Annotated in this window: 20 protein-coding genes and 1 pseudogene; 3 read left to right on the top strand and 18 right to left on the bottom strand. The window is 39.8% G+C overall.

All coding sequences use genetic code 11. The features are described 5' to 3' along the window. Nucleotides 1-221: 221 nt before the first annotated feature. Nucleotides 222-1,685: a hypothetical protein gene (locus CWD90_RS18380; protein ID WP_103477535.1), complete on the bottom strand. Its 1,464-nt coding sequence runs from the start codon at nt 1,683-1,685 to the stop codon at nt 222-224. A gap of 574 nt (nt 1,686-2,259) precedes the next feature. Next, on the bottom strand, nt 2,260-2,517 hold the full coding sequence (locus tag CWD90_RS18385) for a hypothetical protein (protein ID WP_103477536.1): 258 nt from the start codon (nt 2,515-2,517) through the stop codon (nt 2,260-2,262). A gap of 107 nt (nt 2,518-2,624) precedes the next feature. Here CWD90_RS18385 and CWD90_RS18390 point away from each other — a divergent pair, with 107 nt between their 5' ends. Together CWD90_RS18390 and CWD90_RS18395 are read left to right on the top strand one after the other, a co-directional pair. Continuing rightward, complete coding sequence (locus tag CWD90_RS18390) at nt 2,625-2,861, top strand: hypothetical protein (RefSeq protein ID WP_103477537.1); 237 nt, start codon at nt 2,625-2,627, stop codon at nt 2,859-2,861. Between the two features lie 36 nt (nt 2,862-2,897). Then, nucleotides 2,898-3,368, top strand: a pseudogene (locus CWD90_RS18395) (SOS response-associated peptidase); the annotation flags it as partial. Between the two features lie 74 nt (nt 3,369-3,442). Here the strand turns inward: CWD90_RS18395 and CWD90_RS18400 are convergent. The 9 genes from CWD90_RS18400 to CWD90_RS18440 all read right to left on the bottom strand — a co-directional run bounded on the left by CWD90_RS18400 (nt 3,443) and on the right by CWD90_RS18440 (nt 12,905). Next, entirely contained in the window at nt 3,443-4,447 is a 1,005-nt protein-coding gene (locus CWD90_RS18400; RefSeq protein WP_239986559.1) for a phosphotriesterase family protein, read from the bottom strand. Nucleotides 4,448-4,481: 34 nt separating this feature from the next. Further along, a complete protein-coding gene (locus CWD90_RS18405) occupies nt 4,482-5,339 on the bottom strand; it encodes a sugar phosphate isomerase/epimerase family protein (protein ID WP_103477539.1) in 858 nt (285 codons plus the stop codon). Between the two features lie 77 nt (nt 5,340-5,416). Next, on the bottom strand, nt 5,417-5,950 hold the full coding sequence (locus CWD90_RS18410; RefSeq protein ID WP_103477540.1) for a GNAT family N-acetyltransferase: 534 nt from the start codon (nt 5,948-5,950) through the stop codon (nt 5,417-5,419). Nucleotides 5,951-6,102: 152 nt separating this feature from the next. Then, nucleotides 6,103-8,280 (bottom strand): multicopper oxidase family protein, encoded by a 2,178-nt coding sequence (locus CWD90_RS18415; protein WP_239986561.1) that lies wholly within the window; start codon nt 8,278-8,280, stop codon nt 6,103-6,105. Between the two features lie 40 nt (nt 8,281-8,320). Then, complete coding sequence (locus tag CWD90_RS18420) at nt 8,321-9,181, bottom strand: DUF3347 domain-containing protein (protein WP_239986560.1); 861 nt, start codon at nt 9,179-9,181, stop codon at nt 8,321-8,323. Nucleotides 9,182-9,309: 128 nt separating this feature from the next. Continuing rightward, a complete protein-coding gene (locus CWD90_RS18425; protein ID WP_103477542.1) occupies nt 9,310-9,681 on the bottom strand; it encodes a hypothetical protein in 372 nt (123 codons plus the stop codon). A gap of 210 nt (nt 9,682-9,891) precedes the next feature. Continuing rightward, nucleotides 9,892-10,308, bottom strand: a complete 417-nt coding sequence (locus tag CWD90_RS18430; protein ID WP_103477543.1) for an SRPBCC family protein — start codon at nt 10,306-10,308, stop codon at nt 9,892-9,894. Between the two features lie 185 nt (nt 10,309-10,493). Then, nucleotides 10,494-11,987, bottom strand: a complete 1,494-nt coding sequence (locus CWD90_RS18435; RefSeq protein WP_103477544.1) for a YfcC family protein — start codon at nt 11,985-11,987, stop codon at nt 10,494-10,496. A 75-nt stretch (nt 11,988-12,062) separates the two neighbouring features. Then, nucleotides 12,063-12,905, bottom strand: coding sequence for a class I SAM-dependent methyltransferase (locus tag CWD90_RS18440; RefSeq protein WP_103477545.1), 843 nt, complete (start codon nt 12,903-12,905; stop codon nt 12,063-12,065). A 280-nt stretch (nt 12,906-13,185) separates the two neighbouring features. Here CWD90_RS18440 and katG point away from each other — a divergent pair, with 280 nt between their 5' ends. After that, nucleotides 13,186-15,441, top strand: a complete 2,256-nt coding sequence (gene katG, locus CWD90_RS18445) for a catalase/peroxidase HPI (RefSeq protein WP_103477546.1) — start codon at nt 13,186-13,188, stop codon at nt 15,439-15,441. Nucleotides 15,442-15,638: 197 nt separating this feature from the next. On the opposite strand, the gene CWD90_RS18450 is transcribed toward katG, so the two are convergent. From CWD90_RS18450 to CWD90_RS18480, 7 genes are all read right to left on the bottom strand, one after another. Beyond that, nucleotides 15,639-16,319, bottom strand: a complete 681-nt coding sequence (locus CWD90_RS18450; protein WP_103477547.1) for an FAD-binding oxidoreductase — start codon at nt 16,317-16,319, stop codon at nt 15,639-15,641. An 84-nt stretch (nt 16,320-16,403) separates the two neighbouring features. Continuing rightward, entirely contained in the window at nt 16,404-17,129 is a 726-nt protein-coding gene (locus CWD90_RS18455) for a flavodoxin family protein (protein ID WP_103477548.1), read from the bottom strand. Between the two features lie 97 nt (nt 17,130-17,226). Next, a complete protein-coding gene (gene mgrA / locus CWD90_RS18460) occupies nt 17,227-18,243 on the bottom strand; it encodes an L-glyceraldehyde 3-phosphate reductase (RefSeq protein WP_103477549.1) in 1,017 nt (338 codons plus the stop codon). Nucleotides 18,244-18,456: 213 nt separating this feature from the next. Next, nucleotides 18,457-20,442, bottom strand: a complete 1,986-nt coding sequence (locus CWD90_RS18465) for a beta-galactosidase (protein ID WP_103477550.1) — start codon at nt 20,440-20,442, stop codon at nt 18,457-18,459. Nucleotides 20,443-20,816: 374 nt separating this feature from the next. After that, nucleotides 20,817-22,226 (bottom strand): purine-cytosine permease family protein, encoded by a 1,410-nt coding sequence (locus CWD90_RS18470; RefSeq protein ID WP_103477551.1) that lies wholly within the window; start codon nt 22,224-22,226, stop codon nt 20,817-20,819. A gap of 116 nt (nt 22,227-22,342) precedes the next feature. Further along, on the bottom strand, nt 22,343-23,716 hold the full coding sequence (locus tag CWD90_RS18475; protein WP_103477552.1) for an FGGY-family carbohydrate kinase: 1,374 nt from the start codon (nt 23,714-23,716) through the stop codon (nt 22,343-22,345). 9 nt (nt 23,717-23,725) lie between these two features. Continuing rightward, entirely contained in the window at nt 23,726-25,006 is a 1,281-nt protein-coding gene (locus CWD90_RS18480) for a TIM barrel protein (RefSeq protein WP_103477553.1), read from the bottom strand. Between the last annotated feature and the right edge of the window lie 4 nt (nt 25,007-25,010).

Consider the following 25,010-nt stretch of genomic DNA (forward strand, 5'->3'; position numbering starts at 1 on the left):
AAAAATAAAATGACGGTAATCAATGCGGTACGGGCCAAAATAATCAACAGGATCTTTACTTTGATCAAAGAAAACAGAAAATATGAAAAAAACTATAATTTACCCTTGGTCAATCCATAAGAATATCGGGATGGCTAATGCCTTCTGGCTGTAGAGAACTGTTCACTGGAAACTATCTGTCGACTACCCTATTAGATCAGCATTATTAAATTTATAGACGACTAATTTAAGGACACCTTTATGCCAGATATAAAATAATCGGGATTGTCCGTCCCAAAAGCCATAAAAACGTATAGGGTGTTATTCTTTATAATTGGGGAGACAAAGGCTCCCAGGTGATCCCAAGCCCAATCATAGGCAGGATACTTTTTGTACAATTGCACAGGGTTTACCAATAATGGACTTCTACTATCATGATTCCAACTACCTCCGTTCCACTTAACCAGTCCGTATTCCCGATTCCTAGAAGTTAAATAGGTAGACCCTAGATCTTCACCCCCTAGGAGAATATAGAGTTCCGAATTAAATTCCATATATGCAGCATCATCTGCTTTCCCCCGTAAATAACCACTTCTGGTATTTCCTTTGTGGATAATATTGGAAGAGATAATACTTTGATTCAAATTCAGGGCATCGAACAAATTTGAAGCAACAATCTCATGGATTTCCCTATCTATAAAACTTGGATTTCTTCGGTGAAATAATATCCTGTACTCATTATTAAATTTGGTGATGGACAAGGGAAAACTGTTTTGATCTAAACCATTCCATTCCGGAATCATTATTTCGGTTGGTTGTTGCAAAATATTTAGCTCCTCATCCACAATCATATATGCAGAAGTATAATTGTTATTGGGCTGTTGTACCCCTAGCAGCACTAGTAAACTACCGTCTTCCAACCTAAGCGGATTTCCCGTAGAAAACACGTTGCCATTTGCTTTGGCAAAAGGGATAGTCATCGTCTCCAATACTAGGTCATCATGGTAAGTCCAATCTTCCAAGTTGGTACTGCTTGCATAATAAATACTTCTTTTGGTATGAGGACCGAATACTACAGGAGTTAATAAAATATAAGTGCCATCAGATTTTTCAATGATACCCCCAGGTTGAATGTAATGCAGGTTTTCTTCAGATATAACGGTAGGGTAAGGGCTAAATAATGGCCTATCATTAATAATTTCGTAATTGATAAATGGATTAAAAAATTCCAAGGTCGAACCAATTCTGGTATTTAAACTTCCGAAATAGGTATTCCCAAGGCCGATCCAACCCTCGGTTGTATTTACACTTACTATTTCAACTACGGTTGAAGCTTCCGCATTTTGGGTTACAAACCAACTTTGATTATTGGTACCCTGCACCAATAGGTTTTCCAAGTTTGAATAATTGGTTTTGATTCTGTTATTGCCCTGATCATATTCTGTTATCTGTATTGGATTCTTTCTGGCAATATTGCTGGATCTATCGGAGATTAGACAGTTGGAAAAAAAACTGTTCAAACTGCCTGCTGGGAAAACCTCTTCTGGCAATAAAACCTCTTCCACTGGCACTTCCTCCTCCTCCTCCTCTTCTGGCAAAGTCTCTTCCTCTGTTGGAATTACTTCTACATTAGTCACTGGGACAACATTGTCCGAATTACAAGCAATAATCAAAAAGAGTATTGAATAAAGAAGTGGTTTTTTCATTAACAGGGTTGGTGGGTTAAGCTATATAGGATAGGTTGGAGATGGAATTAATTTCTTTATATCCTGGGAATATTGGGGTCATATTTGGTTTAAAGATAGTGGTGGTTTTATATGAACGTAAACATACGTTGTTTTAGTGGAACAACGCAGCACAAAATTTATGTCAGTTATCGTTTCCATCAAGGGTCAAAACTACTTATGAACATACCTTGGAAGAATATTGACTACTTCACAATCCATAACCCCGCTACTTTCGCGCGAACTGGCGCAAAATTCATTCCCCTCTTCGTTCTTGGAGGGGAACCGATAGCTGATTTACACCCAAGGAGTTCTCTCCCGATAGATATCAGAACGCATTCGAACGGACAATTTAGGTCACTTCGGCAGAGTCCCTTTTCTGGACGAGAGAAGTCACACATAAAAGGCTGGAGCTACTTGTGCGATTTCTCATATTCATTCGAAATGACTGGTTCCGCAAACTTGAAAATTAGACTGAACATGAACTTCCCTGATTACTGAAGACTGTGCACTTCTCACTATTCAATTCTCAATACCATCCAACGCCAATTAAGCTTCACTCCAAATTAACCCGTTCCCAGCCCGCCTCGGGGAGTTCAAAACGATCCAGTTTCATGACCTTTCTTTCCCCATCGTAATATTTGTATACCAAGTACACGCAATCATCCGAACTTTCAATATAAAATAGGCCCAAACGTTTTGGAAAAGGAAGTCGCATCAATTCGCATTCCTTGTTCAACTGGTGCGCACCTATTTCCATTAAGAGGCGTTTAATGGCATATCGATCATGATTCCTATATACAATATATTTCATTATTTGGATATAATCCTATTTTATGGATATTTTCCAAATTTACAATTTTTTGATTTTGTAGTCAATCCAGAAAAGTTAAATTCTTAAATTAGGGTAAAACTATTTTTATGTGTTTCGGTACCAGGGCAACCACCTCTATTAAGGATGTGGAAAAATTTTACAATGTTTCCAAATTAATGGGCAAGACCCCAATAGAAGGAGAACTCACCTATCACCACGCCAACGGATGGGCACACCCCTTGTTATGGATTATCCCCCAAGAAAGCAGTAACCATATTACCCCTTCGATGTGGGGCATAATGCCACAAAGCAGTATGGGAGCTGATTTTAAAAACTATTATTAGGATGCGGCCAGATTTGGGGCGGGACTCAATGCCCAATCGGAAAAATTTTTTGATCATTTTATTTATAGGTTCAGTGCCATGACCAAACGTTGCGTAATTCCTGTAAACGGATTTTACGAACCCCATACGGCACCTAAAAAGTTCAAGATTCCTTTTTATTTTGAACGAAGAAACGAGGCCCTTATGAGCCTCGCCGGACTCTACACTACGACTAAGGATGGTTACAATACCTTTACCATCTTGACCAAGGCCGCCACTCCCCTTTTTAAAAAAATACACAACACCAAAAATAGAAGGCCCATTATACTAAGGGATGAGGATGTGGACCTATGGTTGAATAACGACCTCAACGAAGAAGAAATCCGTAATGTCATGGAAGATGATATGGAGGATGTGGCCTTAAAAGCCCATCCCATTAGCAAGGATCTTTACAATCCCAAAATAGATTCCAACAGGACAGATATAATTGAGGAAGTACAATACGAGGAATTGGAGATTGAGTATTAGGTACTCCCCTGCCTTATATATCCAGCTATTCCTGGTCACAGTAATTTTAGGACAGCACTTAGCTAGTAATTTACCTACTCCCTTTCTATACCAAAAGCCTTAGCCGGATTTACAGACATCAATAGATTAATATCCTCTTCCGTAAAGCCTTGCTTTCTTAGTTCCGGAAGGAGTTTGCCAAAAATATTAGTATAAGGGGTAATGGTTTGTTGTTGTTTTTGGGGATCGTACCAACCCGCATCATGGGATATTAGAATTCGATCTAGAATGCCATGTTCTTTGGCAAACAACAGTTTCTTAAGATGCCTGTCCACTTCCCAACCCAATCCGTCCAGACTTATCCAGCAACCCATGGCGGCAGCCTTTAGATAGGCATCGTTATCATCTTCCGCCTGAGCATGTACCCAAATAAATGAGTTTGGAGAAACCCCGGTTTCTGTAAGTATCTTCAGTTGAGGCCATAGACCTATAGCTCTTCCGGTATGGGAAGCAATGGTTAATCCCGTTTCTAAACTGGTAAGGGCAGCGGCTTTTACCAATTTTTCGTGTAGGGTATCCAAAGGGTCAGCAGTATCTACCCCAATCTTGATAAAACCAGGTTTAATAGAAGTACCATCTATGCCGTTCTTAAATTCAGTTATCCACTTTACCGCTAGTTTTTCAGCCGTAATTTCTTGGACATATTTAGGGAGGAATTTATTATTTCGCGCCCCATATAGCCCTGTATTGGTGATGATCTTCAGTCCTGTTTTTACAGCAAGTTTTTCTAAAAGTAGCACATCCCTTCCTAGATAAGCAGGAGTGGCATCCACAAAATAATTAACTTTAAAGGCTGCCAGTTCTTCCAAATAAGGAGTTACTTCCGCAATTATGGTTTCGTGGCTCCAACTGCCTGGTTGAATACTATCGGCCCCAATAAAGTCGACCAGAATATGCTCATGCGACAACCATATTTGGGTGAAATCTACGGGGCGACTTCCTTCCACATCTTGTATATATGGTAGTTGCGCGTAAATTGAACCTCCAAAAGCCATCACAGCAATTAAAAATAGGATATGATATTTTGGAAGCGTGCCCATCTTTTATTCAACCATCGATTTACATATATGCCCCCTATTTCATGGCGTCCAATGCTCCGTTTACAAAGCCAACACATTCAGCTAGGCCTGCAAAAACATCATCGGAATCCTTTTCAAATTCCATGGCCATTACTCCTGTATAGTTAATCCCTTTCAAGGTCTTGAGAACGGCCGGGATATCTAACACCCCTCTTCCAAACTCGATCGACTTACCATCGGCCTCCGACTTGTCCACATCTTTAAGATGAACATCATACAAACGATCAGCGTATTTTTTAATGTTCTTTACGGGATCTAATCCCAGTCTTTGTACATGACCTACATCTATACAAAGTCCAATACGGGAATCGAGCATTTTAATTTTATTGTAAACCACTTCAGGTGTTGGGTACACCTCATCTCCTGGCCCATGATTATGTATGGCTAACTTTATATCGGTCTCCTTCACCTTCATTTCCACCAAATGCAATAAGTCGTGATTGGGCACCCCTATAATCACCTTGATCTTGGCCGCTTTAGCATAACGGAAAGCATCTTTAACTTCCTGTGCTGTTTTCATATAGATAACCCCAGCGCCATAAAGACTTATTCCGGCATCATCAAATTTTGAAGTTATAGTTTTTATCTCTTCCTCACTGCTCTCCAATGGCATATGCATGCTTTTAAGCGCAATGTGCTTGAGATTTAATCGGTTGGCCATTGCCAATGTTTCATCCAAACTAAATTTTCGCGTGGAATAGGATGCCAATCCCAGCGTGAGGCTTCTTGCTTTCGTGCCTACATGACTTGCCCCTAAAATTTCCTTGAATGGACTAGCGGTCAAAACTGAACTGGTAGCCAATACGCCACCCAGACCAAGGGTTTTTAAAAATGAATTTCTTGAGTATTGCATTGTATTTGGTTTTAAAGGATGTGGTTTTTATAACTGTCTCTATTATAACTGTAAGATATAAAATCTTTGGTGCACTGTTAACAATTGGATTTATAAAGCTCGTAAATCATATTGTCTTCATTTGCAGAGTCCTTTCTGCTTACATTCCATATAAATTGATTTCTAAGCAGTAATTTCTTTGAGCTCTCATTTTGTTTGGTAGTGAAGGCTTCGATTGCATTAAGTTCCAATTGGTGGAACCCAAAAGTAATCACTGCTTTCACAGCCTCGTCCATTATGCCCTTTCCTTGAAATTCAGGACTTAAGTCGTACCCCAATTCCGCTGTTTTACGATCCTCGGAAAAATTCCAGAGAACAATATTTCCTATCATAGCAGGACTATTTTTTACGGTAATACACCATTGGTACAGTAGCCTACTGCTAATTCCGTTGTTAGTCTTAGCTATAAAGGCCAGTGCTTTTTCCTTTGTTTCTGCAGGCTGTCTTTTCACAAACTTGTTGACTTCCTTATCCGAGCGTAGATAACGGATCATTTCCCAGTCTGTCTCCACCAATCTTCGCAATAGAAGTCGGTTAGTTTCCAATTCCCGGAAATTATTTGTTGTAGTCATCTCATAAAGATACAATCTTCTGTTTAGGTAAAACAAACAGCAAAAGCCCTATTTTGCTAGATGATTTCAAAATAGGGCTTTGGTATACTTTATTTAAACCACAGACTTATGTTATAATCCAAAGTCCAGCGTTAGCAATTTAATTTATGGACTCAATAATTCAAGGTGGCACCAAATCCAAGTCCCATATCACTATCATAATGTGAGGAAAGTCCTAGATTACGTGTTACGATATACTTGAAACCAGTCATATATTCCTTATCCGTATTAACCATAAAGGCCCATCGCAATCTTGGACTAACCGGAATATCCTCCCGCATCAGTTGAAAACGTATATTCCCGTCCGTAAATATCTCTCCTTGTATGGTTACCAACATTGGTAAGGTATATTCAGCTCCAAGACTTGCTACAGCCCTGGTATCCTTTGTATTTCCTTGCCCAAATATGTTTTTTTCTACGCTTCCCTCTGATTTTCGATAGCGCCAATCGAACCCTACAAATGGCATAAACCACTGATTTTTTCCAATATATCTACCGATATGGGTTTCACTTTCGTAACCATGTCCATCATGATACCCTAAACGCCATTCCGTACCAAAACTCCAACGGGCATTTTGCAGCATTGCCATTCCATCGTTGCCATTGGTTGCAAAGTCGTTTTCCGCCATAAAATGGAATTCGTTACTTTCCTTTTGCAACTTCTTGTAGGCCCATTCCTTATTGGGAAGATACGGATTGGGAGCTTGCTCCTCATAAGAAAAAACACGGTTCATTCCCGCCATCATATGATAAAGAATGTGGCAGTGAAAAAACCAATCTCCTTCCACATTTGCGAGAAACTCTATGGTATCGGTCTCCATGGGCATTATATCCAAAACGTTCTTTAATGGCGCAAATTCCCCTTGTCCGTTAATTACCCTAAAATCGTGACCGTGCAGGTGCATGGGGTGCCTCATCATCGATCCGTTGTAAAGTGTTATCCTTACATTCTCACCCTTTTTGATCAAGATTTTATCTGTTTCTGACAGCACTTTATTGTCCATGCTCCACACGTAACGGTTCATATTTCCCGTTAGTTCAAAACGGAGTTCCCTGACGGGGGCATCTTTAGGCAAGGTCGTAGGATGTGGTGCTTTTAACATTCCGTAATTTAAAGTCACCAAATCTTCATCGGTTTTCATGGAATGATTTGCATGGTCCATTTTCATATCAGCACTGCCAGTAACCTCTGGATACATCACTGTGTTCATATCCATTTTTTGAAGGGACATATCCATGCCCATATCATCCATGGTTCCGTCCATATTCATCATGCCGTTCATCATTTTCATACCTTCAAAATACTTCAGTTTAGGCATTCTACTTTTCAATTGAATGGTTCCATTTCCCAAGTAAATTGAGGCCGACTTGGTACGGTCCTCTGGGGTTACCAAAAATTCATAGGCAGTATTCTCCTGAGGAATATTGACTACCACGTCATATGTTTCCGAAACGCCAATAATTAATCGGTCAACCTCAACTGGTTCCACATCATTTCCATCATTTGCCACAACAGTTATTTTTCCTCCAGCGTAAGTGAGCCAAAAATAGGAAGACGCTCCACCATTGGATATGCGTAAACGCACCTTCTCCCCTGCCTTAAATTGGGGCAGTTGGCTTTCCTCCTTACCGTTGACAAGAAATTTATCGTAATACACATCACTTACGTCCATGGCTAGCATACGCTTCCATTCGTTTTCCAGTTTAGTCTTAAAATGTCCCGCCTTTATAGCCTCCGAATAACTCTGTACGGTGCCTTTCTTAATTCCACCCCAGTCGTTGGCATTATGCAACATCCTATGCACATTTTCAGGTTTTATATCTGTCCATTCGCTCAAAATAATGGGAACAGCAGGTAAGTCATCTATACCTTTTCTAAAGGTGGGATCCGATTCCTTTTTCTTTAGTACCAAAGATCCATACATTCCTATTTGTTCCTGTAAACCACTATGACTGTGATACCAATGAGTTCCGTTTTGAATAATAGGAAAACTGTAGGTATGCGTAGTGTTAGGTGCAATCGGCAATTGGGTCAGAAAAGGCACCCCATCTTCCTTGTTGGGAAGGTATACCCCGTGCCAGTGTAAAGAGGTCCCTTCCTTAAGTTTATTGTGAACCACTATTTCTGCAATATCACCTTCTGTAAACGTAAGTGTTGGCATCGGAATTTGCCCGTTGACAGCAATAGCCCTTTTTTCTTTGCCCGAAAAATTAACAATTGTATCCGTTACCGTTAATTCATATCTAACTACATTTTGGCCATAGCCAAAATGGATGGACAGTATTACCATTAATACTGCCCAACATTTTTTGTGTCCGATCATTTCTCAGTTAGTTTATGGTTTCTACGGTACTGCCACAACTCAACATCTGTGAACCATAATATGGATTCTTAATGATTTCGTCCTTACTAAGCCAATTGGCGCCTTTACCTCCATTGGCCATTGGACAAAATTGGTAATATACGGGTGCTTGGGATTTTGAAACCTTTATAACGTCATACATGTTTTTTGACAGTGATATAAAATAATCACGCTGTTTTCCAATGTCTTTGGTTGCCACCATACCAGCAAGGTCTTCCCTAAGGTTTTTTAGCACCTTCATCCAAACCATATGAACGTCCATAGGAAGTTTATCCATTTGCACTTCTGTCACCGATTTCAAAAGGCTTTCAGCCAAAGTGGAGGCCAAAGCTCCATCTGTTTTTATCAGGGCATCCTTAAGCACGAAATAATTCTCAAAAACACTTGAAAGCGCATTTTTGTCCTGACTAGCTTGAGTCATTGCACCATGATGTGAATGGTCATTGGCTATTTTCATGTCATGCGCCTCCATATCATGGACATCTTTTTTAGCTCTTTCATATTGGCAACATTCCGGTAAATTCGCATAAGTGTCGTCGGGCGCAAAAAAGAAATCACTGTCATAACCTGCCAAAGCAATTCTCTTTAGAATTTCTTCTTTTGATGTGGCCAGACTATCATAGGCAATGATTGCCATTTTCGTGTCCTTGTTCCAATCTACTGTGGCTTCCTTGTTTAAACTACCTGCTTTCTCAATGGTTTTCTCGCACATTGCACAGTTTCCATAGATTTTCAGGGATTCAGATTTTTTATTAATTGTTTGGGCCATACCCTCTGTTAAGGATAACAATAAGAAAATTGCCATCAATATATTTATTGATTTTTTCATCGTACCAATATTTTGTAAAAAGGTGTTTGTGATAACCTTTTCAAATTGTTAAAAAATTAATTATTCTGAGTTAATATATAAGCCCGTTCTTGTAATAAAAAGTCAGACCTATGGCCATCATAAAAAAGTCAGCCTATTTTGGGCCGTTGCCAAATGGGGAGATAAACTAATTTTGGGATTTTTGGGGTGTATGCCCAATCAACTTCCAATACATTGTAATTATTTGTTGATGTTAATTCAAAATCGGTTAAATAAACGGGAGCGTTTATGGGAACCGGGCAGTAACAAGGGTTATTGCTACAACTTCCACCCAAACCATCATCACCATGATTTTCACCTGAGTCACAGCAAGATTTTTTTTCAGTATGATGATAATTGGCAGAACAACTGTTACTTACAATTTTGGAGTTCTCCATGGAATTTCCACATGCCAAAACTTCACTGATCGGAAGGAACAGCAAAAAAACAAATAGCGCTAATATGTGGGTTCTATTTTTCATTTTTTTCCAGAAGCAAATTTACTCAAATAATCTTTTGATATTTATAATTAATATAGGCAATCAATAAATGTTCGAGGCACACAATAGTGCCCCTTGGTCCAATATAAAGTGCTCGTTACGTTTTGCTTAGGTGCCTATCCGCTCTGATAATCCTTCTGGAAGAGAATAGATAGTCGCCTCCTCCCTATCCAATCAAGAATATCCCAATATTCAATTGGACTCCGTGTACTTTTTAAAGTTATCGAGTATGGCCTGCCATCCTCCCTTTTGCATTTCCAATGAATTTTCGGATTCAGCATCAAAGCTTACTTTTACTTCTGTCTTATCCCCCACCTTATTAAAGATGACCTTTACCTGTCTCCCATCTGGCATAGTATAGGAAAACTTCTCTCCAAGAACCACTTCATCATAAATGGCTTCAAAATCGAACCCAAAACTACCATCCTTAGCTTCCATTCGAGCAGAATATTTTCCTCCTACATGCATTTCATTTGAGGCATGTGGGCATTGCCAGTCGTCTGTAGCAAAATTCCATTTTGTTATGTGTTCCGGACCGGTGTAATAATCCCAAACCTTATTTTTTTCTGCAGAGATGGTCGCTTGGACCAAAATTTTTGTCTTCTCCATCTTTTCTCTTTTATATTACTTAGCTCGGTGGATATTGTAAATCCCCTTCAACCATACCAACAAGGATTCCCATATTTCTGGTTACGTGTATCTATCAAAATTACTAAAGTTAATTATTTGACGGAATTTTTTATAAAAAAATTAGGAAGACGTTCAACGCAACTTTCTATGTTCTGATTTATATCTCACAACACAGAAATAGTCAAAAAAATCATAGTGGTAGCCGTTAGTATTAAAAGAAGGGGAACAATAAATTTTAACCATTTATCAAAACCAATTTTCACTATTGCCAAGGCTGCCAGAATTAAACCTGTAGGATTAATTAAATAAAATAAGCCCATCCCATATAAATAAGTGTCTACAATTATTTCCCTACCTATATTAACCGTATCCGCCAAGGGAGAAAAAATAGGCATGGTCAAAACGGCCATACCCGAGGACGATGGCATAAAAAATGACAGTCCCCCATAAATAAAGAGCATTACATTGGCAAATAGGCCTTTATGCATACCTTCGGTGATGGTGCTGGCATAATACAACACCGTATCGCTAATAAGTCCATCTTCCATAAGAATGGTAACTCCCCTAGCGATTCCCACTATAAATGCCACACTAAGTAAATCGGCAGCACCCTTGACAAAGGCCTCCACAAAATCGCTTTCCTTGATTCTACCGATAAAGCCTATGATTATGGCCCCTACAAGAAATGTGGCTGTCATTTCTACGAACCACCAATCTAAAAAGGAAACTCCAATAATCATAACGACGAAACACAAGGAAAACACTATTGTGATTAGCCGCAGTTTATTGGTGAATTTTACCGTAATATCCATAGTATTCAATCCAAACAGTTTGTCAATAGTTTCTTTTTGGTCATAAATAAGCGATTTTGTAGGATCGGCTTTTACCCGCTTGGCGTATCTAAGGATATAAAGTATGGTAATGGTAAGACATATAAGCAGCATTATCACTCGATTATTGAGCCCCGTAGTCCAACTAATTCCGGCAGCATCCGAAGCTATAATTGTCGCAAAGGGATTTACTGTAGAACACATAGAACCTATACCAGAACCTAGAAATACACAGCTAAGACCAACCATAGCGTCATACTTGGCCGCTAGAAAAACCGGAATCAAAATTGGATAAAACGCCATGGTTTCCTCCGCTAGACCAAAGGTCGTCCCCCCAAGGGCAATAAGAGTCGTTACCGCAATTATTAGGATATACTCCCGCCCTTTGAGTATTTCCGCCATCCAGGAAATTCCAGCATTGAAAGCACCAGTTAGGTTCATGATGCCGATGAGGCCGCCAATAATAAGGATTAAAAAAATAATGTCGGCCGCGGCTATTATCCCCTTAATGGGCGATTTTGCCAAGGCGGCAAGACCCTGAGGATGGGACTTCATTTCCCTATAAGTATTTGGAATACCTATAGGTTTATAGATATCCCCGTTTGTGAATTTTTCTATTGAAATTTTTATTCCCAGATCCTCCAAAGTTGCCTGTGTCGCCGGAAATACCAAACTTTCTTCAGGGCTTATTTTAGTGAAACTATTGCTTTTGGCATCATATGCCAGACTATCATATTTGCCGGCAGGAACGAGCCAGGTTAATATGGTTACCAATACAGCAATTAGAATAAGAATAGTTTGTGCCGTTGGAAACTTAAGTTTTTTCATGTTTATATTTGGTCAAAGTTTGGTAACAGGTTAAGGTACATAATTTTCATATACCCTTTAATCAGAGCATATTATTTAGGATTTCATTTTCTGCAAGAGATAGAAATTTTCATTTAAGATAAGTTCCTTTTGTAGTCTAATTTTATGGTTATAGGTCTTGGAGAGACTAAAGTAATCTTGATGATCCATTAAGGAATAATTCCCTCTCCTTTGGTAAAACTCATCCTGAACAGTTTGATAGTCGCTCGCTTTTGTCTTAGCTACCTTCTCCACAAAAAAGTGCATCAACCGTTTAAAGGCCAAGGATTCCTTTAATTCGTCTTTAAAGGATGCACTGCCAATGATATCGCCCATATTTTGAATGATGTTAAAGAGATCGAACAAATTATCTGTTTCTTCACGGTCCAAAAAGAATAAAACCCCTTCAATTAGAATAAAGCATTTTTTGTTGCCCTTTAATGTGTTAATGGTTGTCAATAATGCATCCTTGTAATCCGAACGAAAATCAACTCCTATAAAATGTAAATTTCGCTTGGGAAGCACATTGGTTTTTTGCCATTGATCTATTTTGAATCTTTTGTATTCTACAATCTCAGATTTATCAATTTCTATGTTGATTATCTTTTTGTCCAACAGAAATGGATACATACTAAACCCCGCTCCGAAATTTATTAATACCTCAATGCCGTTTATTTTAATATTCTTCCCAATGCTATCTAAAAAATATCTGTTCCTTAAGCAATGCGTAAAAGGTTCCTCTGAAGAAACCTTTTTCAGATATTCCTGTATCCATTTTTCGGTTTTGGGATTACTCCACAAATGGGCAAAAATATCTTTACTTAGGTTTACATCTGTAGCCCGAAAGGCAGAGGTTACAAATGCTGTTTCATGTATTTCTATATTGTTACTGTCCAACATGGTTTAATCAATCTTAGAACAATAATTACAACTGGCTATGAAAAATAAAACCAGTGAAACCTAAAGTTATAAAATCTTTTATTTTCCCGTGAAGATTATTTTTTACCAGAAATATATTTTGTTTTTCTATTCTAAAGTTCTCTTAATTGAAGAAATGGCCCAGTCCGGGTTGGGTCATAAGTTTTCTTTAACTCCCATAAGTTTTAGTTATCAAAAAATCAAATCCATCAGAAAATATTATCGTAAATTTAGAGGAACTATCAAATAAAAACCATCGAAAATGGAAAATAAGACACATTCAAACTCTTCATCAAACGGTAAAACATGGGATGTAAACGAATCGAGTGCACAATGCCCTTTTTTAAACGGAGAATTACATCAAGTCGCTGGTGGAGGTACTAGCAACCGCGAATGGTGGCCAAATCAATTAAAATTGAATATACTTCGCCAAAACTCTTCTTTGGTAGATCCAATGAATCCGGATTTTAATTATGCAGAGGAATTTAAGAAGCTAGATCTGGCAGCGGTAAAAAATGACCTATACAAATTAATGACAACTAGTCAAGATTGGTGGCCAGCAGATTATGGACATTATGGTCCTCTCTTTATTCGTATGGCCTGGCATAGTGCAGGCACCTACCGTATACAGGATGGTCGCGGTGGTGCAGGTTCAGGATCACAGCGATTTGCGCCCCTAAATAGCTGGCCGGACAATGCCAATCTGGATAAGGCCCGTTTGTTACTGTGGCCTATTAAAAAGAAATACGGCAAGAAATTATCCTGGGCCGATCTATTGATATTGGCCGGAAACTGTGCACACGAATCCATGGGATTAAAAATGTTCGGTTTCGCTGGAGGCCGCGAGGATATATGGGAATCTGAACAGGATGTCTATTGGGGTTCGGAAACGGAATGGATGGGAAATAAAGAACGTTATTCCGAAAGTGGAGAATTGGAAACTCCGCTTGGAGCTGCCCACATGGGGTTGATCTATGTAAATCCCGAAGGGCATAATGGTAATCCAGATCCAATAGAGTCTGCACATTATATACGCGATACTTTTGGCCGTATGGCTATGAACGATTACGAAACGGTGGCACTGATTGCCGGCGGACATACTTTTGGTAAAACCCATGGTGCTGCCGATCCCAATAAATATGTAGAAGCAGAACCTGCAGCAGCGGGCATAGAAGCCATGGGATTGGGATGGAAAAATAACTTTGGTAGTGGAAAGGGTGCCGATACCATTACCAGTGGAATAGAGGGTGCATGGACCAATACACCTACCAAATGGAGCCACACCTTTTTTGAAAATCTATTTGGTTACGAGTGGGAATTAACAAAAAGTCCTGCAGGAGCACACCAATGGAAGCCAAAAGATAATGCTGGAGTAGGAACTGTACCTGATGCCCACAATCCCAATATAAAGCACGCACCGTTTATGTTGACTACAGATCTATCTTTACGCATGGATCCTGCATATGAGAAAATATCAAGACACTTTTTAGAAAATCCCGAGGAATTTGCAGATGCCTACTCCCGTGCCTGGTTTAAACTAGTGCACCGTGATATGGGTCCGGTATCTCGATATCTAGGGCCTGAAGTGCCTAAGGAAGAATTAATATGGCAAGATCCGGTGCCTACGGTTGATCATGAATTGATCAATGTTAAGGACATTGCCGATCTGAAATCAAAAATTTTGGCATCAGGTCTTTCTATTTCACAGTTGGTATCAACAGCTTGGGCTTCGGCCTCTACTTTTAGGAGCTCAGATAAACGAGGGGGAGCAAACGGGGCACGTGTCCGTCTGGCACCACAAAAAAATTGGAAGGTAAATAACCCTACTTTATTGGCCCATGTTTTGGAAAAATTGACAGTGATCCAAAAGGAATTCAACATTTCACAATCCGGAAATAAGAAAGTTTCCTTGGCAGACCTTATTGTTTTGGCAGGAAATGCTGCTGTTGAGAAATCAGCGCAAAATGCAGGTAAGCAAGTGAACGTGCCATTTTCACCTGGACGCACTGATGCCTCAGAGAAACAAACCGATGCAGAAGCTTTTGAAGCACTAGAACCAAGGGCCGATGGTTTCCGAAATTATGCAAAGGATACCTACAAGGTTACACCAGAGGAAATGCTCGTGGACAAGGCTCAATTATTGACACTAACCACTCCTGAAATGTCCGTCCTCCTTGGTGGCTTGCGAGTACTTAACACCAATTATGACGGTTCACAACACGGGGTTTTCACAAAACGCTTAGAAGCTTTGACGAACGACTTCTTTTTGAATTTACTTGATATGGATACTACTTGGAAGGCCGTTTCGGATTCCCAGAATGTCTTTGAAGGACGTAACCGCAAGACCGGAGAACTACAATGGACAGGCACCAGAGCCGACCTTATTTTTGGTTCTAATTCAGAGCTTAGGGCCATTGCCGAGGTGTATGCCTGCGAAGATTCTGGAGATAAATTTATAAAGGATTTTGTTTCAGCTTGGACCAAAGTGATGAACTTGGATCGCTTTGATCTGGCTTAATTTTAGGTTATCCAATTTTTTAAAAAAGGTGGTCCGGAAAGGGACCGCCTTTTTTAATGCTTAATTGTTTGGGTTAAATTCTAATTTGTAGAGGGACGAGAAGTTGCACAAGCAAGGTTCTATAAATGTAGAAGCGAAACCTTGTTGTTTTTCATTGATAGCTGCCAGGAATTACCTTTCCCACCGTTATCTTATGCTTATTCCTCAATTATAACCGTTTCGGCCGTAGCTCCAAGCTCCAACAATAATTCGGTAATACTTTTTACGAACTTTTGGGGACCACATAAATAAAAGTTCTGTCCAAAGTCGGAAATATTGTTGATAAGGTATTTACGATCAATTCTATTCCCCCTAAAACCCACCACATTTTCACGGGTAAAAATTTTAATAAAATTACCATCGAGCATCTTTTGCAATTCTTCTTCCATAATAACATCTTCCGATGTTTTATTGGAATAAATCAATTTATTGCCATGAAGGTTCTTATGGGTATACAGATGTCTAAAAATGGATATAAAGGGCGTAATTCCTGCTCCACCGGCAATAAAAACACCAGGTCCCTGGTATTGAATGGCTCCAAAAACCTCGTGAAGAATAAGCTCTGCCCCCGCATGGGTACGGCCCAGCATATTGGTGACCCCCTCATGATCATTGTAGATCTTGATAATAAATTCAAGAAAGCCATTCTCCATTATTGAGGTAAAGGTAAAAGGTCTCAGTTGGTCCTTCAATTCCGGAAGGTTAATGGAAACCTCTGTTGCCTGTCCCGGAATAAAGTCATATCCCGCAGGTCTTTCCACCACAAAACGTTTTACGTCATGGGTAATATAATGTGTCTCCAATATCTTAACGATATGGTGTTTCTTAGCTTTAGGCATAATTGAACTCTAATTGTAGATTTCAAGATAATGAATAAATTATTTGCTCAGTCATTTTTAAAAGGCCCAATACTCCCTCTACTATTACCTATATTCTGGGTTTTCAAAATTCCACCTTTCCCCTTTCTGCCATTCTTCTTTAGAGTTCCCATAGGCTGGGTATCCATTTTGCTTTTTAAGCATAGAAGCCAAATGCAGAATATTATAGGTCATAAAAGTGGTGTTTTTGTTAGTGAATTCACTATCAAAACCCGTAGCGGATTCAAGTTTTTTCCCTTGCCATTCCTTATCCCCGTAGCTGGGTCCTGGTCCTACCTCTCCGATCCATCCACAATCTGCTTGGGGAGGAATGGAATACCCAAGGTGTTGTAAGGAATAAAGAATCCCCATGGCACAGTGTTTAACGCCATCCTCGTTGCCTGTTATAATGCAACCTCCCACTTTGCCATAGTAAATGTATTGCCCCTTTTCATTGATTTCACCACTCATACCATATAATCTTTCAATCAATTTTTGTGCTATGGAGGATTTTTCCCCTAGCCATATGGGGCTACCCATAATAAGAATATCGGCATCAAGTATTTTTTTGAAAATTTGGGGCCATTCGTCCTTCTTCCACCCGTGCTCCGTCATATTGGGATATATCCCATTGGCCACTTCATGATCTACCAAACGAATTACTTCAACGTCCACCTTTTCCTTTTCCATGATTTGTTTGGAAACATTCATCAACTTGGAGGTATGGCTGGGCAAAGGGGATTTTTTCAAGGTACAATTAACGTATATCGCTTTTAGATTGCTAAATTCCATATCTGTTATTTTTTATTATTATTCCCAATGGATAAATACTAGACTTGAGAATCTTAATGCCCAAAAGATAATACACAAGGGTCCAACCTCATTATACCTATCCCAATATCTCTTTTATCTCCTTTAATTCCGTTTCGTTAAAGCTAATATTCTTCAAACCTTCTATATTGTCCAGTAATTGCTCGGTACGACTAACACCAACTAGTACCGTAGAAATGCGCTGATCTTTCAACAACCACGCAATAGCCATTTGCGCAAGGCTCTGTCCTCGATTTTGAGCCAGTTTATTTAGTCGACCCACCTTATCCAAAACTTCCGGTGTAATTTGGTCTTCTTTCAAATAACGCCCGTCCTTACTGGCACGACTATCTTCTGGAATACCTTTTAAATATTTCTTGGTCAAAACACCTTGAGCCAATGGCGAGAAAGCAATTGCCCCTATCCCCTGTTCTTCCAATACATCTAACAAACCACCTTCCACCCAACGGTCGAACATATTATATCTAGGTTGATGGATCAATAAGGGAGTTCCAAGGTCCTTCATGATTTTTGAGGCTTTGGCCGTTAAATCTGCTGGATACTGGGATATGCCAGCATATAGTGCCTTTCCACTTTGAACCAAATGGTGCAAGGCGCCCATTGTTTCCTCCAAAGGGGTATCGGGATCGGGTCTATGATGATAAAAAATATCAACGTATTCCAGTCCCATGCGTTTAAGGCTTTGATTAGCAGATGCAATCAAATATTTACGGGACCCGAAATTACCGTAAGGCCCGGGCCACATATCCCAACCGGCCTTACTTGAAATAATAAGTTCGTCTCTATAGGGCCTAAAATCTCTTTTAAAAATTTGTCCAAAATTTTCTTCGGCAGCACCGTATGGCGGTCCATAATTATTGGCCAGATCAAAATGGGTAATCCCATTATTGAAAGCACAACGTAAAAGATTACGGCCCATTTCCAGATTATCGGTATGACCAAAATTATGCCAAAGCCCTAAAGAAATTAAAGGCAAAAGGATACCGCTTTTTCCACAACGACGATATTGCATGGTATCGTATCTTTTGTCATTGGCGCGATAATAGCCTGGATCGAAGGAGTCGTTTATTTCCATAGTATATATTCTCTAATTAATCTGAACAGATATCGAAGATAGCAAATCTTTTAAGTTCAGGAAGATTTCGGGTGTCCTATCCTAGGAAAAGGTAATAAAAATTGCAATGAACCCAGACTACCACTCGATTTATATTAATACAAGTCTAATATAATTGTCGGCAATAGCAGCAAAAGCCCTACATATCCGTAGCGAAGATTTTTTATTTTAATTCTATAAAGGATTTACCCTTAATAGCACCGTTGATTTTGGTTTCAATGTCAATTTGAACTGTCTGGTGGAATCGTACAGGATTTTATTCTCCAATGGATCTATCACCTGGGCCTTGTATGGAAAATTGATGGTCCGTTCCCCGCCTTCTATGGTATGTATGCCCATCCAGTTTCGGCCGATATAGAATACATCCTCGGTATTAATATACCTATGTACACCAGCTTGTTCCCAGGTCTCTCCCAATTCCGAGGCCGACCATTTAAGTTTTCCGTCCATAAACAATTCCTCACCATTTGGATCAAAAATTTTGGTTCCTTTTCCATTGGTCCATAGTACCGTTATTCCATTTTTGTTCCACTTTTTTATTCGGGATTCCTCCTTGGAACTGAGTTCAAGAAACCCCATAAGCCAAACTACCTTATATTGGGAGGTTGACATACTCTTTAGGTCTGTTCGAAGAAATAGGTCGTATGAAGTCCCTGTCTTTGCCAACGGATAACGGTTGGATAAAATATTCTCTGTAAGTTGACCATAGGTTGGATCCCAAAAAGAGAGTTCTTCATCCACCACTACCCCTACCTGTGGTTTCATCTTTTCTCCCTGTGATTGGGGGAATGTGCTGTGGAATTGCTGTGTTTTCTCTAAAACATTCAATAGTTCAGGGTCACTGAACCATCCGCCCCACATATCGAACCACCAGCCTCCATACCCATGTGTAAGCATTCTAGCAGTGTTCTTCCATAGAAAGGATACCGAGGTGTCCATATCCTCCGGACCTAGCCATACACCGCTCTCATACTGTCCGGGAGGTGCTATACCGGTTGAACGATCTTTTAACAAGGTGGTTATAGAAGTTCGGGTATCGTTTTCCGTAAGCCATAATTTACCATGGAGCTGAACAGAGTTTATTGCTGCCATTGCCGGCCAGTCCTCCCCTATTACCCGGTTATAGACATTTGGGCTCGACAGATAATCCAGGTCCGGACAATCCAACAACTTTGCCAGGGCACCGTGTCCACGCCTAGCGTCGCCTACAAAATAATGGTACCCGGAAAAGGCTCCCGTTAAAAGGTTGCCTTGGCTCTTTTCTTTGACAATTTTGCTGAAATAGGCAATATTATCGACCAAGACCTCTGCTTGGAAGCGATAGGTATCGATATAGTTCTGTTCCTGATCGGGATTCCTCCATTCCTTTCTTTTTGCCGATTCATCTATATTGGCCAATTGGGCATTTTCAAAAGTAAGTGAAGGGCTGTTCCATGCCTTTCGCAAGGCAACATTGTTCTTGTAACGTTCCTTTAACCATTGTCTGAAAGCCTGCAATCGGGCAGGGTTTTGGTCCTGATATTGTTTGGGATGATAAAACCATTCTTCTGTAAGGCCACTGGCAACGTGTATTCCCGCCAAAAAGTTGGAGTATTGGGAATCTAAAAGCCAATCCAGACAGTCACGGAATACCTCCGCTGTTTTTTCCCGCCAAATTTCCGAGGCAAAGCATTGGCGAAAAGTAGTACCGTCCGGTAAATGGGCCGATGCTTCCGGATATAGTTGCGTCCACCATTGCGGGGGATCTAGATAAAAACGGATAATTACTTTTGCCTTGGGATCTGCTTTTATAATCTTTTCAAAATCCTTTACCAATCCAGTAAAATCATATTTGCCTTCCGCTAACCAAATGGGTGGCCTAAAAGCACCTATACCTGAAATGGTATTGATTCCCCCTTCTCCCAGATAGGCCGGAATGTTATAAATATGGATACCGGTACCCGCTATTTCCTTGTAATATTCCTCCTCCCCTAAATAGGACATATAGGCATAGGGCGGATAGGTTTCACCGTCGATTACCAGAGCGGGACTACCTTCCGTCCATTTTATTTCTGCCTTAGATTGGGCATAGACCGCATTATTCCCAATAAAAAACAACCCTATTAGGAGAAAATAATGATAAGGTTTAATTAACAAATACCAAATAGTGCTTTTTTTCATTTTTAACTTTTAATTGGCCATATAAGTGGATGGGATAAGGTAAAACTATAAATAATAATCATATCCAACACTCCCATCCCTATACTCTAAGTCTCAAGAAAAAAGTTGAGTTAGACTGCAATTTATGAATTTTGGAAAAACAGTATACTAATTGCAGTCTAACTCAAAAACATCAAATGCGTATTAGATTCATTAAGACCGCATCTAAATCTGGAAATAGAGCGTTAAATCATCAATTGGAAAGAACAAAAGAAGGCTCCCAATTTTATGGAAGCCTTTTTTTTTGTTATGACACGGATAAGAGTCAATAACCTATAACATCCCATATTCCTTGTCTTTGCTAGCCTGGTTGATGGGAATACAATAAACTTAATTCAATTCTTTTGAATCCATTCGCTAAAGACCAAGAACAGCACTCCACAAAGTAACCAAGCAGGTAGGGTGACAAAGGATAGGAATACGTCGAATTGAATGGATATAAAATAGAACAGCCCAAAGCTGATCGCCCAAGCGAAAAATACGGCCCTATTGAATTTTAGGTTTGCAACTTCGGCATAATTCTTAACGATTCCTGCTTGTTTATGGAAAAAATGCTCAAATACGATGATAGCACCAAAAGGCGCTAGGATAAACCCGTACAAGGCAACAAAGCCCAACAATTTCATCGCAAATGCTGGAAAAAGACCGGCTATGGTCGCAACAGATCCAGCAATTATTGTTACCCAAAAAGTGGACACTTTGGGCATAATGGCCTGAAAGGCCAGTCCCGCCCTATAGATTGTAGGATTAGCGGTTGTCCAACCTGCCAAAACCACAGCGATTATTCCAAAAATACCTATGGCATTGTGGGCTAGAGGTCCAGGGGCTACCGTAGGAGCCTCTCCATTGGCTAGGAGAGCCTGAGCCTCCGGAGACCGTAAATAAACCGCATATAATAGTGCTGCGGCAATCCAGGCCATATAGTGACCTACATACATTCCGGCAGCTGTGGTCCATCCACTACTTGCTTTTTTCGCAAACCGGAAAACGGAAAGATCGGACATCCCTATATGCATGGCGGCATTGGCAAACCAGGACCAGATAACTACATGCCAGAAGGTGTACTTGATCTGTCCGGGAAAGGGTTCGGAACCTTCTCCCCAAATATTCCAAAATTCAGAAAAACTTTTAACTCCCAATTGATTAAGTGCCACTATGCCACAGGCCAGAAACGCCAGGACAATAATTGGGGACATCCAATTGGCCGCTTTTGAAACCGTGTCGTAGCCTTTGGAAGCAATCAATGAAATAAGAGCCCCAATAACAATCACTATAATTACCCAAGTAGGTCCATTAGGGGTAGTATCGGTAAGCTTTGGCATCTCCATATCGAATGGTATGCCAACAGCGGTTGCTGATACTGTTATCATCGCCCCTGCTAGAAAACAAAAAAGAATTCCGTTGGCCAAATTATATCCGGTCACTAATTTTTTTCCACAGATTTTTTCCAACTGATAATAAAGAGTCAATCTATTCTTTACAGCAATCTCGGCTGTGAGAAAACGCCAACTCAACACAGCGAGTAAATTGCCTATCAACAATCCAATAATCAAATCAAAAGCACTTACCCCTGCAGTCAAAAACAAGGGGCCTATCACAAATTCTGTTCCGGCCGCATGTTCTCCTGCGTACATGCCTAAAAAGCTTTTCCAGCCCTTTAATTTAGATTGGGGAACTGGTTCCCTTTCGAACTCCCCTCCTACTAAATCTTGGATTACTTCTTCTTCTATATTGTATTGGCTCATAGTTATTGGTTGTTATAATTGGTTTTAGTATCCGGTTATTTGTTCAATCTTCATCTATGACATGACATATTCAACTAAGCGAGTTGATAATTATTTGAATGACTTGGTCCTCCTGATTATTGTATAATAAATGGTACATGTTTCTTCAAGGCATAATTCTTTCTAAGAAACTTGGAGTTCAACCTTACGTCTGATATACATAGGGCCGCTCCAAGAGCAGATCCCAAGGAGGAATCCGTGGTACTTAGTTTCATATTTCTCAGATAGTGCGATATAAGTTGAATGTATATGTCATTATCAGAAAACCCACCATCAATATATAACTTCTCAATGCTCTCGTACCCACTTACCGTTTTAATACTTTCAACCTGCAACAGCACCAGTTCAACCATTAATTGGTGATAGGCGTGAGCGTATTTATCGTATGGGATTCTGGTCTCCTTTGGCATATTCTTATCCAAAATACCCGTCCATTTGAACATATGTTGAAAATCTTTTAAGATTTCAATATATATATCGTGATCAAAAGGAATGCTTTTATGGTAATCATAAGGAACTTGAAAATGTTCGGACAACTTTTTAACTTGCTCCTTGTATTCATTGCCTAGGAATAAACGAGAGGCTTTGACGGCCTTTCCATTTATCCGCATATAATTAATGCAGTTTGATTCTATGTCCGAAGCTTTCAATGCATCTTCCGAAAATGGGTTCATGGCGATACTCCAAGTACCAGTGGAAACAAGTATGAATTTTTTTCTAACACTCCGAATGTAGGGGAGTAATGCAGCAGAGCTGTCATGTATACCGACACCAATCTTAATACGTTTACCATTATAATTCATATTAATACTGGTCTCGGTAGAGACGATCCTTGGTAATATTTTGTTTATACCTTCTTTATAGACCCAATCGTGATAATCTTTTTTAGTAAAATCCCATAACGCTGTATGGCAACCAATGCTGGTATGTTCACTTACCGGGATACCTGTGAAGATAAAACTTATATATTGAGGTAAGTGTAGTGAATACTTGATTCTTTTAAAGGTCTCAGGTTTTGTATGTTTCAGCCAATAAAGTTGAATTCCGGAATTCAGCAGTCCAGAAACCGGCGAACCTGTGGCTACAGCAAAATTGGATGAGGGGCCATATTTCTTATTAAATGAATCAATAACATCTTGGGGAATCTCCTTGGTGTAATTATAAAGTGGCGTTAAAACTTTATCATTTTCATCCAAATGCACCAAGCTGGCACCATAGGTTGAAAAGTTGATAGAAGTAATGTCGTACTGCTTCGCAGCCAATATCCTATCAAAAACTTCCTTCAACCATTTTTTTAGTCGCTCCAGATCTTCTGTTGGGTAACCATCCTCATCTTTAATGTTATCAAAACGAGTATATTCCCTATACACTTCCTGAAAATCCTTATCGAATAGAAAGAATTTTTTATTGGTCTTTCCAATATCGAATACAGCCGTTACTTTCTCTTTCATTTGGTTGTATTATAATCCTGAGGCTTTGCTGTTTTTGCCCCTAGCGCTGATCAAATTTTCCCTTACCTTAAGTGAGCGATAGGCGTTTAAAGGAGAAAGTGCACCTCCCGTTTGGAGTCTAGCTTCTTGCAATAAAGGTCTGACATCTGTACGATAGGCATTCTGAAGTATCTCTTGACAGCGAACTACATCGTTTTCCATTTGTGCCGTTCTTAATTGTGATTGATCGATCAAAAGCGCCTTGGCATAGGCTTCCTGAATAGCTTCCAAAGACTGGATCAAATCCTCCAATGGGTCTTTGATATTATGGCTGGCATCGATCATCCATGCTGGGTAGGGATTTTGGGGATTATTGTTCATCCCGTAGACCAATTCGTTAAAAATTAAAAAGAGGGCATATGGTTTAATGCTGCCCACAGTAATATCATCGTCCCCGTATTTGCTATCGTTAAAATGAAAACCACCCAGTTTCCCCTTCATCATTAATGTTGCAACAATCTGTTCAATATTGGAGTTTGGCAAATGGTGGCCTAAATCGACCAAAGTATAAGCCTTATCTCCACATTCGTTTGCCAACATAAAAGATGTTCCCCAATCCTGGATTACCGTACTGTAAAAATTAGGTTCATAGGGCTTGTATTCAATGAACAGCTTCCAATCGTCCGGCAATGCTCCATAGATATTTTTTAGACTGTCCTGGGTATTTTGCAAAGCGTGCTGAAAATTGTTCTGTCCCGGAAAATTAGATCCATCGGCCAACCAGACCGTAAGACTCTTTGAACCCAATTTGTTGCCAATATCAATTACATCAATGTTGTGCTGTATCGCCTGTTCCCTTATAGCCTTCTCCCTATTGCTCAGTGAACCAAACCTATAGCTTTCCTTTGCGTTTTTTTGATCTTGAAAGGTGTTGGAGTTTACCGCATCAAAAACGATATTGTGTGAAGCGGCTAACTGCTTAATAGCTTCATAATCTTGTGGTATATCCCAAGGAATATGAAGGGATATGGCACCAGCTGTCTGGGTGAGGGCATGTAAAACACCAACATCATCTATTTTCTGTTCCAAGGTGGACGGCTCCCCCTGAAAGGAAAACCTACCAAATCTAGTCCCACCCGCGCCTAAGGCCCAACTGGGAATGGCTACTTGAAATTTGGATAATTTATTGATAACATCATGGACATTACAACCGTCCTTTGCTAGGATATTCGATAAAAAATCGAATTTTTCCTGGTGTGATTTTAAATCCTTTTGGTTCTTTTCCTGTATTTTTTCTTTATCTATTCTCATTATA

The sequence above is a fragment of the Arenibacter catalasegens genome (assembly GCF_002909235.1).
GTDB classification, from domain to species: domain Bacteria; phylum Bacteroidota; class Bacteroidia; order Flavobacteriales; family Flavobacteriaceae; genus Arenibacter; species Arenibacter catalasegens.